This is a genomic window from Rahnella sp. BIGb0603 (genome assembly GCF_024808755.1).
GTDB classification, from domain to species: Bacteria; Pseudomonadota; Gammaproteobacteria; order Enterobacterales; family Enterobacteriaceae; genus Rahnella; species Rahnella contaminans.
On sequence record NZ_JANUEX010000002.1, the window covers coordinates 190,920 to 204,800 of the forward strand.

The 13,881-nt window shown below is 54.9% G+C and carries 10 protein-coding genes; 5 read left to right on the plus strand and 5 right to left on the minus strand.

Annotated elements, in window-relative coordinates:
- Nucleotides 1-234: 234 nt before the first annotated feature.
- Nucleotides 235-1,740 carry an L-arabinose isomerase gene (gene araA, locus M2403_RS06055; protein WP_208951769.1) on the minus strand — a complete coding sequence of 502 codons (1,506 nt, stop codon included), beginning with the start codon at nt 1,738-1,740 and terminating at the stop codon, nt 235-237.
- Nucleotides 1,741-1,792: 52 nt separating this feature from the next.
- A complete protein-coding gene (locus M2403_RS06060; protein ID WP_259228733.1) occupies nt 1,793-3,472 on the minus strand; it encodes a ribulokinase in 1,680 nt (559 codons plus the stop codon).
- A gap of 416 nt (nt 3,473-3,888) precedes the next feature.
- On the opposite strand from M2403_RS06060, the gene M2403_RS06065 reads away from it, so the two are divergent.
- The 4 genes from M2403_RS06065 to araC all read left to right on the plus strand — a co-directional run bounded on the left by M2403_RS06065 (nt 3,889) and on the right by araC (nt 8,711).
- Nucleotides 3,889-4,875 (plus strand): arabinose ABC transporter substrate-binding protein, encoded by a 987-nt coding sequence (locus M2403_RS06065; RefSeq protein ID WP_152326162.1) that lies wholly within the window; start codon nt 3,889-3,891, stop codon nt 4,873-4,875.
- 117 nt (nt 4,876-4,992) lie between these two features.
- Nucleotides 4,993-6,576 carry an L-arabinose ABC transporter ATP-binding protein AraG gene (araG, locus tag M2403_RS06070; RefSeq protein WP_259228734.1) on the plus strand — a complete coding sequence of 528 codons (1,584 nt, stop codon included), beginning with the start codon at nt 4,993-4,995 and terminating at the stop codon, nt 6,574-6,576.
- Between the two features lie 15 nt (nt 6,577-6,591).
- The gene (araH, locus tag M2403_RS06075) at nt 6,592-7,599 is read left to right on the plus strand and encodes an L-arabinose ABC transporter permease AraH (RefSeq protein ID WP_371819794.1); all 1,008 of its coding nucleotides are present in this window, start codon (nt 6,592-6,594) and stop codon (nt 7,597-7,599) included.
- A 176-nt stretch (nt 7,600-7,775) separates the two neighbouring features.
- Nucleotides 7,776-8,711: an arabinose operon transcriptional regulator AraC gene (araC, locus tag M2403_RS06080; protein WP_152326165.1), complete on the plus strand. Its 936-nt coding sequence runs from the start codon at nt 7,776-7,778 to the stop codon at nt 8,709-8,711.
- Between the two features lie 623 nt (nt 8,712-9,334).
- On the opposite strand, the gene uxuA is transcribed toward araC, so the two are convergent.
- Complete coding sequence (gene uxuA / locus M2403_RS06085; RefSeq protein ID WP_259228735.1) at nt 9,335-10,519, minus strand: mannonate dehydratase; 1,185 nt, start codon at nt 10,517-10,519, stop codon at nt 9,335-9,337.
- A 196-nt stretch (nt 10,520-10,715) separates the two neighbouring features.
- On the opposite strand from uxuA, the gene M2403_RS06090 reads away from it, so the two are divergent.
- Nucleotides 10,716-11,414, plus strand: a complete 699-nt coding sequence (locus M2403_RS06090) for a FadR/GntR family transcriptional regulator (RefSeq protein WP_208952568.1) — start codon at nt 10,716-10,718, stop codon at nt 11,412-11,414.
- A gap of 582 nt (nt 11,415-11,996) precedes the next feature.
- Here M2403_RS06090 and bcsG read toward each other — a convergent pair.
- Nucleotides 11,997-13,646, minus strand: a complete 1,650-nt coding sequence (bcsG, locus tag M2403_RS06095) for a cellulose biosynthesis protein BcsG (RefSeq protein WP_259228736.1) — start codon at nt 13,644-13,646, stop codon at nt 11,997-11,999.
- Nucleotides 13,643-13,876: a cellulose biosynthesis protein BcsF gene (gene bcsF / locus M2403_RS06100; protein ID WP_152326170.1), complete on the minus strand. Its 234-nt coding sequence runs from the start codon at nt 13,874-13,876 to the stop codon at nt 13,643-13,645. The genes bcsG and bcsF overlap by 4 nt, the downstream gene beginning before the upstream one ends.
- Nucleotides 13,877-13,881 lie beyond the last annotated feature (5 nt).

Sequence of the window (13,881 nt, forward strand, 5' to 3'; positions counted from 1 at the left end):
AGGAACCGCGCAGCGGCGGGATTTTGCGGCAACAGCAAAAGTCCCTGAAACATTGCCAGCCAGCGAAGCGCTTGTTGGAAAAAGCGTGGAGGATTCCAAAGGAGGAAGAGCACTTTCCTCCTTTGGGCGGTTTCGGCGCAGCGCGTTAAGTGATCACCGCACGTGAAAAACCGAAATGTTTTCGATCTGCTTTAGCAGTGTAAGCCGCCATTGCAGCGGCCTTCTGCAAGCAAATCAGCGACTGCACAATTTGTAATAAACTTCATTCCACCGGATCTGATTCTTGAAGTCCGCCAGTGTCGTATCGTTATCAATCACCAGCAACTCAATCCCGGACAGCTCCGCATACAACCGCAGTGCATCGATATCCAGCGCCTGAGAGAACACCGTGTGGTGCGCGCCGCCGCCGAGGATCCAGGCTTCAGCCGCCGTTGCCAGAGAAGGCTGGGCTTTCCAGATTGCACGGGCAACCGGCAGTTTTGGCAGCGGATGTGGCTGCTCGATGGTATCCACCTGATTGACCAGCAGACGGAAGCGATCGCCCATGTCGATGACGCTGGCATTGACCGCCGGGCCTGCCGGGGTGGAGAAAATCAGACGCGCCGGATCAGCTTTGCCACCTATGCCCAGATATTGCGCATCCAGCAGCGGTTTTTCTTCTTTGGCAATCGACGGGCACACTTCCAGCATGTGCGAGCCAACTACCAGATCGTTGCCCGGCTTGAAGTTGTACGTATAGTCTTCCATGAACGACGTGCCGCCTTTCAGGCCGCTGGCCATCACTTTCATGATGCGCAGCAGGGCCGCGGTTTTCCAGTCGCCTTCGCCGCCAAAGCCGTAGCCTTTTTGCATCAGACGCTGTACCGCCAGCCCCGGCAGTTGTTTCATGCCGTGCAGATCTTCAAAGTTGGTGGTGAATGCGCCGAATTTCCCCTGCTCCAGGAAACGGGTCATCCCCAGTTCGATTTTTGCTGCGTCCAGCAGGTTTTCACGACGTTCGCCGTTGAGTTTCACGGCATCCGTCAGGCGGTAAGTGGATTCATACTCTTCCACCAGCGTATCGATATCGCCTTTGCTGACTTCGTTGATGACGCTGACCAGATCGCCGATACCATAGGCACTGATGCTGTAGCCGAACTGGATTTGCGCGGCCACTTTATCGCCTTCGGTCACCGCCACTTCACGCATGTTGTCGCCAAAACGCGCCACTTTCAGATGCTGGCTTTCATTCTTCGCCGCGGCAACGCGCATCCACTGAGCGATGCGGCGGTGCGATTCGCCATCCTGCCAGTGACCGGCGACCACGGAATGTTGCTGACGCATGCGCGCGCCGATGAAACCGAATTCACGGCCGCCGTGTGCGGTCTGGTTCAGGTTCATGAAGTCCATGTCCATGGAATCCCACGGAATTTCAGCATTGAACTGTGTATGGAACTGCAACAGCGGTTTATGCAGGATGCTCAGACCGGCAATCCACATTTTGGCCGGAGAGAAGGTGTGCAGCCAGGTAATCAGGCCGACGCAGGAATTCGCATAGTTAGCTTCGCGGCAAAGTGCGGTGATTTCATCCGGCGTGGTGACCAGCGGTTTGAGCACCAGTTTGACCGGCAATCCGGCTTCTGCGTTCAGGCCATTGACTACCTTCTCGGCGTTCTCTTTTACCTGACGTAACGTTTCCGGCCCGTAAAGATGCTGACTGCCAATAGCGAACCACACTTCGAGATGTTTAAACGCGTCCATTAATCACTCCTGAATTTCAGATGTTTGAAAAAACCGTTTTCGAAAAAAATAGTCAGTGTGCTGTCTTCGCTGCAAACAGCGGTTCAGTGGTTGCACACCATTGCTGATAACGTTCGTACAGACGCTGGTATTGTTCGACGCGCTGCGGATCCGGCAGCAACGTGCGTTCGATGCTGCACGCCATTTTTTCCTGGGCGGCAGGGACGTCTTTGAATTCTCCGGCGGCGACGGCAGCAAAGATGGCGGCACCCAGCGCGCAGCACTGATCGGAGGCGACAATCTGCAACGGACGGTTCATGGCGTCGGCACAAACCTGCATGATGACCGGCGATTTACGGGCAATACCGCCGAGCGTGAGAACGTTTTCAACCGGAATGTCCTGTTGTTCGAAACACTCCATAATCGCGCGCGCACCAAAGGCGGTAGCCGCAATGAAACCGCCGAACAGTTCCGGTGCTTCGGTGCCGAGATTGATGTCAGTAATGACGCCTTTCAGACGCTGATTGGCAAACGGTGTCCGGCGTCCGTTAAACCAGTCGAGCACCAGCGGCAGGTGATCCAGCTTCGGATTGGCGGCCCACGCGGCGGTCAGATCGGGCAGCAGATTTTTTTGCAAGGCGGTGAGTTGTTCTTTCAGTTCCGGATGCGCCTTAGCGGCCTGAATCAGCGGCCAGCTCAGCAGGCGGCTGAACCACGCGTACATATCGCCAAACGCGGATTGTCCGGCTTCCATGCCGATCATCTCCGGCACCACGCTGCCTTCCACCTGACCACAAATTCCGGCGATGGCGCGGTCGTTAACGCGTTCTTTATCGGCAATCAGGATGTCGCAGGTGGAGGTACCGATCACTTTGACCAGCGTGTAAGGCTGTGCGCCCGCGCCGACTGCGCCCATATGGCAGTCGAATGCGCCGCCGGAAAGCACGACGGAGGCGGGCAGGCCGAGGCGTTCTGCCCATTCAGGCGTCAGCGTGCCGACAGCCTGTTCAGCGGTGACGGTGTTGGTAAACAGCGGATACGGCAGGTGTTCAACCAGCAAAGGATCGAGCGCGGCGAAGAAATCTTTTGGCGGCAGGCCGCCCCACGACGGATGCCAGAGCATTTTGTGTCCGGCGCTGCAACGGCCACGTACGACTTTATCCGGCGCGGTGGTGCCGGAAAGCAGGGCGGGCACCCAGTCGCATAATTCCACCCAGGAGGCGGCGGCTTTGGTGACAGCAGGGTCGGCGCGGGAAACATGGAGAATTTTGGCCCAGAACCATTCGGAGGAGTAGACGCCGCCGATATAGCGGGAATAGTCGGGGAAATCACCGCTGCGGCACAGACGGTTAATTTCTTCGGCTTCTTCTATCGCCGTGTGATCTTTCCATAACACGAACATGGCGTTCGGGTTTTCGGCGAACTCAGGATTCAGTGCCAGAATGTTGCCGTCTTTATCGACCGGTGCGGGTGTGGAACCGGTGGAATCCACGCCGATACCGACCACGCGCGCTGAGCGTTCGTTGCCAAGACGTTGTACGACGTTTTTAATCGCCTGTTCCATCGCTTCAATATAATCAAGGGGATGGTGGCGGAACTGATTTATTGCCGCATCACAGTAACGGCCCTCATTCCAGCGCGGGTAGTAAACCACGTCGGTTTCCATTTCGGCACCGGTCTGGCAATCAACGGCCAGTGCGCGGACGGAATCGCTGCCAAAATCAAGACCAAGAGCAATCGCACCTTGCGTCATTCTTTCTCACTCCTTCAGGTTTGCCGTAGTCATTACGGCGGCGAATCGAATTGCTCTAACAGTAGGAGGATGGCAAAAAGTGAGTGAGGAGGCGTTAGCTGGAAGTATGCACAAATCTGCTCCCCATGATGTTTCTGTGAGGTTGGTCAAATGTTAGTGTTTGGCTAAAATCGCTATATCTATGTACAAACCTGCTGTTTTCCCGCCGTGTGATAGCGCTCTACATTCCGCTGCAAAATTACCGCTAAAACTTACTGCGTCTTACAACAGAGCGTGACGCAAATCCGCTATAAACCGGACTTCGCCGCGCTCTGATTTTGTTTCCTTACGCCAATGATAACGTTTTCATGATTGCGGACAGCCACCCGGATTAAGGCCGGAATCGTGAAAAACAACAATAAAAGTCGGAGAACATCATGCATAAATTCACTAAGGCGCTGGCGGCGGTCGGGTTAGCGGCTGTTATGTCACATTCAGCTATGGCAGCAGACAATCCGAAGCTGGGTTTTCTGGTTAAACAACCGGAAGAACCGTGGTTCCAGACTGAATGGCGGTTCGCTGATAAGGCCGGTAAAGACCTGAATTTCGAGGTCATTAAAATTGCCGTGCCGGATGGCGAAAAAACGCTGAATGCCATCGACAGCCTGGCGGCGAACGGCGCGAAAGGGTTTGTTATCTGTACGCCGGATCCGCGTCTGGGGCCTGCCATCATGGCCAAAGCCCGCAGCTATGACATGAAAGTGATCCAGGTGGATGACCAGTTTGTGAATGCCAAAGGCAAACCGATGGAAGAAGTGCCATTGGTCATGATGGCGGCGACCAAAATCGGCGAACGTCAGGGGCAGGAACTGTATAAGGAAATGCAAAAACGCGGCTGGAAAGTGGCTGATACCGGCGTAATGGCGATTACCGCGGATGAGCTGGATACCGCACGCCGCCGCACCAGCGGTTCTATGGATGCGCTGAAAGCCGCCGGTTTCCCTGAAAAACAAATCTATAAAGTGCCGACAAAATCCAACGATATCCCGGGCGCACTGGACGCCGGTAACTCCCTGCTGGTGCAACATCCTGAAGTGAAAAACTGGCTGATTATCGGCATGAACGACAACACCGTTCTGGGTGGCGTGCGTGCAACAGAAGGTCAGGGCTTTAAAGCGGCGAACGTGATCGGCATCGGCATCAACGGGGTTGACGCGGTGAATGAGCTGTCAAAAAGCGCGCAAACCGGCTTCTACGGTTCCCTGTTACCGAGCCCGGATATCCACGGTTACAAAAGTATCCAGATGCTGAATGAGTGGGTGACCAAAGGTGTTGAACCGCCGAAATTCACCGAAGTGACCGACGTTGTGCTGATCACCCGCGACAACTTCAAAGAAGAGCTGAAGAAGAAAGGCTTAATGTAACTTTTGCCTGATCTGAATTGCGTTACTGCACCACGGACGACGGTTAAGAAGTGCGACTGTTTTCTGTGGTGCAGTAATCGGTTTGAAATCCTTCACATATTTTTCCAGGTAGCCACTATGACTCAGCAATCTTCAAACAAGACGCCTTTGCTGACACCGTCGCTGACGGAGTTTGATGCGGCCACGCCGTATCTGGAATTCCATGACATTGGCAAAACTTTTCCGGGCGTGAAAGCGCTGGACGGTATTTCTTTCAATTGTTATGCCGGGCAAATCCATGCGCTGATGGGCGAGAACGGCGCGGGGAAATCCACGCTGCTGAAAATCCTCAGCGGAAACTACCAGCCGTCGCAGGGCAACATTCACATCAAAGGCCAGCCGGTAGCATTTAACAACACCACCGATGCGCTCGATGCCGGTGTGGCGATCATTTATCAGGAACTGCATCTGGTGCCGGAAATGACGGTGGCAGAAAACATTTATCTCGGGCAGTTGCCGAGTAAACACGGGTTCGTGAACCGCAAATTGCTGCGCTATGAAACCAAAATCCAGCTGGAACATCTCGGGCTGGATATCGACCCGGACACGCCGCTGAAATATCTCTCCATCGGCCAGTGGCAGATGGTGGAAATTGCGAAAGCGCTGGCGCGTAACGCCAAAATCATTGCGTTCGACGAACCGACCAGCTCGCTGTCTGCCCGTGAAATTGAACAATTGTTCCGCGTTATCCGCGAGTTACGTGCCGAAGGGCGCGTCATTTTGTATGTTTCACACCGTATGGAAGAAATTTTTGCATTAAGTGACGCTGTCACTGTTTTCAAAGATGGCCGTTACGTGCGGACCTTCGACGACATGACGCAGGTCGATAACAGCAAGCTGGTGCAGGCTATGGTCGGCCGCAATCTGGATGATATCTACGGTTACGCGCCGCGTCCGCACGGCGAAATCCGTCTGGAACTGGACGACGTCAAAGCACTAGGCGTGAGAACGCCGGTCAGCCTGACCGTGCGTCAGGGGGAAATTGTCGGTCTTTTCGGGCTGGTCGGCGCAGGGCGCAGCGAGCTGATGAAAGGCCTGTTCGGCGGCACGCGCATTACCGGCGGCACCGTCAGGCTGGACGGCGAAGCACTGAATATCCGTAAACCGGCTGACGCCATCCGCCTCGGCATCATGCTGTGCCCGGAAGACCGCAAGGCCGACGGCATCATTCCGGTGCATTCGGTGCGCGACAATATCAACATCAGCGCCCGCCGCAAAACGGTGAAAGCGGGGTGCCTGATCAACAACGCCTGGGAAGCCAAAAATGCGCGCAAGCATATCGAAGCGCTGAACATCAAAACCCCGAGCGACCAGCAGCTGATCATGAACCTTTCCGGCGGTAATCAGCAAAAAGCCATTCTTGGCCGCTGGCTGTCGGAAGAAATGAAGGTCATTTTGCTCGACGAACCGACGCGCGGTATTGACGTCGGCGCCAAGCATGAAATCTACAACGTGATTTACTCACTGGCGAAACAGGGCATTGCCGTGCTGTTTGCGTCCAGTGATTTACCGGAAGTGCTGGGTCTGGCGGACAGAATTGTGGTGATGCGCGAAGGCGCCATCTCCGGCGAACTGTTGCACGACGACGCTACCGAAGAAAAAGCGCTGGGGCTCGCCATGTTGCGGACGCCAGATCTTGATTCTGCCCCTGACGCTGCCTGACTGAGGAGCAAAAATATTATGTCGAGTATGACAACCAATTCAGCCAAACCGGATCAACCTTCTGCTGCATCGCGCAGCGGGCAAGGCCTGATGCGAATCTGGGACAGCTACGGCATGCTGGTGGTCTTCGCCGTGCTGTTTCTCGCCTGTACGATTTTTGTGCCGAACTTCAGTTCCTTCATCAACATGAAAGGGCTGGGGCTGGCGATTTCAATGTCCGGCATGGTGGCCTGCGGAATGTTGTTCTGTCTGGCATCCGGCGACTTCGACCTGTCCGTCGCCTCGGTGATTGCCTGCGCCGGTGTTACCACGGCAGTGGTCATCAACATGACCGAAAGCCTGTGGATTGGCGTCGCCGCCGGTTTGCTGCTCGGAATGCTGACCGGTTTGCTCAACGGCTTTGTTATCGCCCGTCTGAAAATCAACGCGCTGATCACCACACTTGCCACCATGCAGATTGTGCGCGGTCTGGCGTACATCATTTCTGACGGTAAAGCGGTCGGTATCGAAGACGAACGTTTCTTCGCGCTCGGCTATGCCAACTGGTTCGGGCTGCCCGCGCCAATCTGGCTGACGGTCGGCTGTCTGATTATCTTTGGCCTGCTGCTCAACAAAACCACGTTTGGCCGCAACACGCTGGCGATTGGCGGTAATGAAGATGCGGCGCGACTGGCGGGTGTGCCGGTCGTTCGTACTAAAATTATCATCTTTGTGCTTTCCGGGCTGGTGTCGGCGGCGGCGGGGATCATTCTGGCTTCGCGAATGACCAGCGGCCAGCCGATGACGTCGCTGGGCTTTGAACTGATCGTTATCTCTGCCTGCGTGCTGGGCGGCGTGTCGCTGAAAGGTGGCATCGGTAAAATTTCTTACGTGGTATCGGGGATCCTGATCCTGGGCACGGTAGAAAATGCCATGAACCTGCTGAACATTTCTCCGTTCTCGCAATATGTCGTACGTGGTCTGATCCTGCTGGCGGCAGTCATCTTCGACCGCTACAAACAGAAAGCTAAAAAGACGGTTTAACCCTGTTCTGTGATAACGCTTTCACAGTGTTACCCCACGGCATTTAACGCTCTCATCGGTTAAATGCCGTAAAAACGCGTGGTTGTTCACAAATTAGTAACCTTTACTGGCAGCGCTTTCACCGCCGATTAGAATAGATGAAAAGTCCATAGCCCAGTGAAGTTTCAGGAGGTTCGATGTATCACCGTATGATTCAGGATCAGCAGCAAAATCCGCTGTTACCGGGTTACAGTTTCAACGCCTATCTGGTCGCCGGTATGACACCGATCCTCGCTGACGGGCCACTGGATTTCGCCATCGATCGTCCGGGCGGGATGAAAGGTTACATTCTTAACCTGACGGTCAAAGGGCAGGGGAAAGTCTTTGACGGTGAAGATACGTTTTACTGCAATCCCGGTGATTTGTTGTTGTTCCCGCCGAAAGCGCGCCATTTATACAGCCGCTCGGCCAATGCCGATTCCTGGTATCACCGCTGGGTGTATTTCCGCCCGCGCGCCTACTGGGCTGACTGGCTGGAATGGCATACCAAGACCCGCGACGTAGGGCGTCTTTCTTTACCGAACAACACCTTATTGCTGGAGTTCGACCGCCTTTTTGCCAATATTGAGCAAACCCAAAAATCAGGTCGTCGTTTCTGCGAAGAATTAGGGATGAATCTGCTGGAACGCCTGTTGCTGCGAGCCATGGAAGAAGATCCGCAGAGTCCACAAAAGATTATGGACCCGCGCGTCATTGAAGCCTGCCAGTTTATTACCGGCAATCTGGCCGGAGAACTGCGCATTGACGAAGTTGCGCGCCACGTCTGCCTGTCACCTTCGCGGCTGGCGCATTTATTCCGCGAACAGGTCGGTATCAACATTCTGCGCTGGCGTGAAGATCAGCGGGTGATCCGCGCCAAACTGCTGTTACAAACTACCCAGGAATCCATTGCGACGATTGGCCGCGTGGTGGGATATGACGATCAGTTGTATTTCTCGCGTGTTTTCCGCAAGCGGGTAGGGGTGAGCCCGAGTGATTTCCGCCGACGCAGCGTGGAGATCAACTATCCGGCTAAACCGTACAGATCGCAGCCGTGGCCGGAGCAGGAAAACGCCGTGGCCTATCATTTTTGAGTTTTGCAGAGTAGGCCGCTGCAAAAGGGGCGGCCGTTTAAGGTCACCAGGACCTTGGGTTGCCACCCAAGCGGGCTTAAGGTCAAGACCGTGGGCGTCGGCCCACACCGACCAAAGACCCGGTAACGCGCGGGCCTCTGGACTCCGCGCTTTTTTCACTGCGCGCTATCGCGGGTGTGACGGACATGTTCTGACGCAATCGTGCGTGGCGCAAATCCAGGTGCTTCGCACTGCCTTCTCTCGGTCTTCGAGCCTATGGTCTCGAAGCCGCTCCGTTCAGCTGAATTTTGATCACGCCAATAAACTTATCTAAAAGATAAATCCATTCCATTTTTGAATTTAAGATCGTGCGGGCGATTCAGAAAGCTTGCTGAATGAGAGGTTGCAGACCTGAGGCTGCAATCCCGAAATGAAGGCACCGCGCAGCGGCAAGCTTTCCAGCCTGTCATTGCAGTCACTGAAACATAGCCAGCGAGCGTTAGCACGTGTTGAAAAAGCGAAGGGAGATCCAAGAGGGAAAAAGCATTTTTCCCTCTTGGTCGGTTTCAGCGCGAAAGGCCGAGTGATAACCGTTATTAAGAAACCGAAATTATCTCAGTCGGAAGTTAATTTATCCCGCGAGTTTACTCGGCAAAGAAGCTCTGTTTCAATGCCCGCTCCACACCCCGCAGCTCTGCTAATCCGCGTAAGCGGCCAATCGCCGAATATCCCGGATTGGTTTTTTTATGCAAATCATCCAGCATCTGATGGCCGTGATCCGGACGCATCGGGATTGCGCGCAGCTTACCGGCTTTGCGGCGGGTTTGCTCTTCGGTCAGAATCGCTTTGATAACTGCAACCATGTCCACGTCGCCGTCCAGATGATCGGCTTCGTGGAAGCTCCCAGGGACTTCTTCGCGCTGCGTGGCGCGCAGATGGATGAAGTGAACACGGTCGGCGTAGGTCGTCATCATCTTCACTAAATCATTGTCTTCGCGAACGCCGTATGAACCGGTGCAGAAACAGAAACCGTTGTGGATGCTGTCGACGGCTTCTTTCAGCCACTGCATATCTTCAATGGTGGAGATAATGCGCGGCAGGCCGAGGATAGGGCGCGGAGGATCATCCGGGTGAACCGCCAGACTGATCCCGCACTGCTCGGCTACCGGCACGATGCTGCGCAGGAAGTGCGCCATGTTTTCGCGCAGTTTGGCTTTATCGATGCCGTCGTAAGTGGCGAGACGCGCACGGAACTGATCCAGCGTATAGCCTTCTTCCGCGCCCGGTAAACCGGCAATAATGTTAGACACCAGCTGGTCTTTTTCCGCCTGTGTCATCGCAGCAAAGTAATCCGCAGCCTGTTTTTGCTCTTCCGCGCTGTAATCGGATTTAGCGCCTTCACGTTTCAGAAGATGCAATTCGAAAGCGGCGAACGCGATGTGGTCAAAACGCAGGGCGCGGGAACCGTCCGGCAATAAATAACCCAGATCCGTGCGCGTCCAGTCCAGAACCGGCATGAAGTTGTAGCAGACCGTATCGATGCCGCATTCCGCCAGGTTACGGATAGATTGCTGATAATTGGCGATGTGCTTCTCAACATCTCCGCTGCGGGTTTTGATTTCCTCATGCACCGGAATACTTTCTACCACTGACCACACCAGACCTTTCGCTTCCAGCTGTGCCTGACGTTTTTTGATTTCATCCACCGGCCAGACTTCACCGTTCGGGATATGGTGCAGGGCGGTCACCACGCCGGTCGCGCCAGCCTGACGCACATCATCGAGTGAAACCGGGTCATTCGGGCCGTACCAACGCCAAGTCTGTTCCATGTGTTTTCCTTAAAAGTGTTATCTGACATCTGAATGTAGTTGACGCATGGCCGGTGATAAGTTCAATCTTAATGCGCGGTCTGGTCAGGTGGTCTGCTGGTCAGGCCATCAGACCGACATATGATTCAGCATCGAACCGATCATTAATGTGATCGGGATAACAGATTTGGGATCCAGCACCTGCATGGAGAAAATAATGGATTTGCCGACCCTGAAAGTCGAAAGGCTCTATCGCCAGATTTCTAATGTACTGATTAATTGCATTAATACCGGCCAGTTCGCGCCGGGAGCGATGATCCCTTCAGAGCGCGATCTGGCCAAACAGCTGGGCGTCAGCCGTTCTTCCATCCGCGAGGCGCTGATTGCGCTGGAGATCACCGGCTGGGTGGAAATCCGCACAGGCACCGGCGTTTACGTCAACGACCCGCTCCCGCAAGCGCCCCCCGCTACGCCGGTGATGTCGTCGGAAGAAGAGTTCAGCCTGCAATCGCTGGTCAGGGCGCGGCAGATTTACGAATCAATGACCGCCGAACTGGCCGCGCTGAACGGCACGGATGATCAGCGGGCCAAACTGAAAGAAATCGCCGATGAGCTAAATAGCCTGAATGCCAACAACGACGCGTTTCTGGAAGCCGACCGTCGGTTTCATCTGATGATTAGCGAAATGACCGGCAACGAAGTCCTGCACGACATGATGGGATACCTGTGGGACAAACGCCGTTCCCGCCGGTTTATGCGGCTTGAAAGCCATTACACCGAAGTCGATTTCGCCCGTGAAATGAATGCTGACCATCAGGGGATTTTGGACGCCATTCTGGCGAAAGATGGTGCAGGGGCGAAGGCAAGAATGAGCCGGCATTTACAGCATGTGTATGACCAGTTATTTGCGGAATGACAGTGTCAATGCCGGACACAGGCGGCTTTTAAATTCAACACCAACACCTTGGGCTCGCCGCCCAAACTGGCCCAGAGGACGCGTAAGCGCGCGCCCTCTGGACTCCCGCGCTTCTTCACTGCGCGCTGTCGCTCGCTGGCTATGTTTCAGCAGCCGCAGCGACAGGCTGGAAATCTTGCCGCTACGCGGTGCCTTCATTTCGGGATTGCAGCCTCAGGTCTGCAACCTCTCATTCAGCAAGCTTTCTGAATCGCCCGCACGATCTTAAATTCAAAAATGGAATGGATTTATCTTTTAGATAAGTTGATTGGAGTGCTCAAAATTCAGCTGAACGGAGCGGCTTCGAGACCATAGGCTCGAAGACCGAGAGAAGGCAGTGCGAAGCACCTGGATTTGCGCCACTCACTATTGCTGCGGAACATGTCCGTCGCACCTGCGACAGCGCGAAGTGAAAAAAGCGCGGAGTCCAGAGGCCCGCGCGTTACCGGGTCTCTGGTCGGTGTGGGCCGACGCCCACGGTCTTGACCTTAAAGCCAGTTTGGGAACTGAGTGTGTGGGCGGGGCGAGCCCACAAACAAATCGTCAGCTCGGGTACGGCACCCAGCTTCCGCCATTTAACCGGATATAAATTTTCCCCTGATATTCCATCACCACCGAGTTTTCATTCTCTGAAACCAGCGGAGTCTGCGGCAGGTTGGAGGCGAAGGTTTTCCAGTCCATCGTCGGGCTGGTGAAGACTTTGCCATCAACAGCGCGGGAAACCATTTCGGAAATCGCCATGTAGCTGCTCGGGCTGTCGATTTTCATCGGTGTTGAAGCGTGCTGAGCCTGCATACCGAAGAATTTCACGCCGACCGGAATGTGCGTAATGCCCGGACTCGGGATGTCGCGCAGGCCGGAAATCTGCATCTTATCGCCGACCAGCGCCGCGCCGTGTTCCGGCACAACGACCAGCATCACTTTACGACCAGATTTCTCCAGCTGATCCATAAAGGTATTGAGCTGGCTAAGCAGGGTCTGTGCACGGTTATGGTAATCCGCGCCCTTATTGCTGCCCACGTAGCGGTTGCCATCGTGCAGGGGGATCAGGTTGAAAAAGGTGGCGGTACGCGCCGTGCCTGCTTTTTCCTGATTTTCCAGCCAGCGGGAGAACAACTGCCCGTCGTTGAAAATCGGTGAGCCGTCGAATGACGTGAGTTCATAACCCAGACCGGCCTGTGACATCAGCGGAGCTTTCATATCAGCATCGTCACGCAGATTGCCGATGTAATTACCAAACACGCCCGTGTGGTCCATCGCCAGCTGATTGGTGAAGCCCAGACGTGCCAGATCGTCAAAAAGATAACATTGCTGACCGGCAGGCTGGTAAAGATTGTGGTGCGATGTCTGGCCGCAACTGGCGCGCAGCAGGCGAATCGACGCCGGGCCGCTGTAGGCAGTCGCTGAGTTGAAATTGCTGAACACGAAATCGAAACGTGACCACAGCGGAGAGCTGGAGAGATTCACGGCGTCCAGATCCGACCAGGCCAGCGAACAGATGTTGATGACCAGAAGGTCGAAAGGCTGGGCATCCGCAGGCAGCGCATCCGGGAACTTCGTCGCCTTGCGGCTTTCGTTCTGGTAGAACTGCTCCAGATAAGCACTCAGATTGGCATTGGTCGGCGGGCCGTTAACGGTGTTGTCACCGGCAGGCTGCGCCGAAATGGCAGCAGGCACAGCGGCGGTGTTTTGTGCCACCGCGGCCGCCGGAGAATGCGCGAAAAACGGTGTAATCATCCCGCTCAGATTCACCCACAGCAGTGCGATAACCGTGAACGTGGTCAGGCGCACCCACTGAGAAATAAACAGATAACCTACCAGCAGCGCAAAGCCGACGGCAATCCACTGCCAGTTTATAAAGCGGTCTGCCAGTTCAAGCAGATAGCTCACGCTGAAACCGGCGACGTCCGCGCCCTGGTTCATAATTGAGCGCCAGCCCGGCAGCCAGGTGTCGTGGTACAACAGCGCCAGACCAAACGGCAGGGCCATCCACTGACGCCAGCGATGCAGACGCAGCGAAGGCAACGGGAATAATAATACGGCGGCAAACACCAGATTGCTCAGCGCGTCGAAATTCAGATAACCCTGTGAAAGCAGAACGAATTTAAGTAAGAAATAGTAGTTCCAGGCGCCAAGTCCGCGCCAGGATTGCCAGATCCGCAAACGCGGTGAAGAAGAATTCGGTTCGTTCATAGTGGAGTCTTGGATTTCCCTGTAACCGGAGAAACTTCAGTCAGCGCGTCGGAACGTTTGCGGTTCTTACTGATCATGCTGGCTGTCATCGGAGTTAAATAACGGGGTGAAAGAAAACGTGTCGCCAGACGGTTTTTCCAGCCGGGAAGGCGGCTGCGCAAAGCATATCCCAGCGGAATGAATATCACCGCGGCCAGAATAAAAATCTCAATGATGTCCTGGATATCCATTTCGC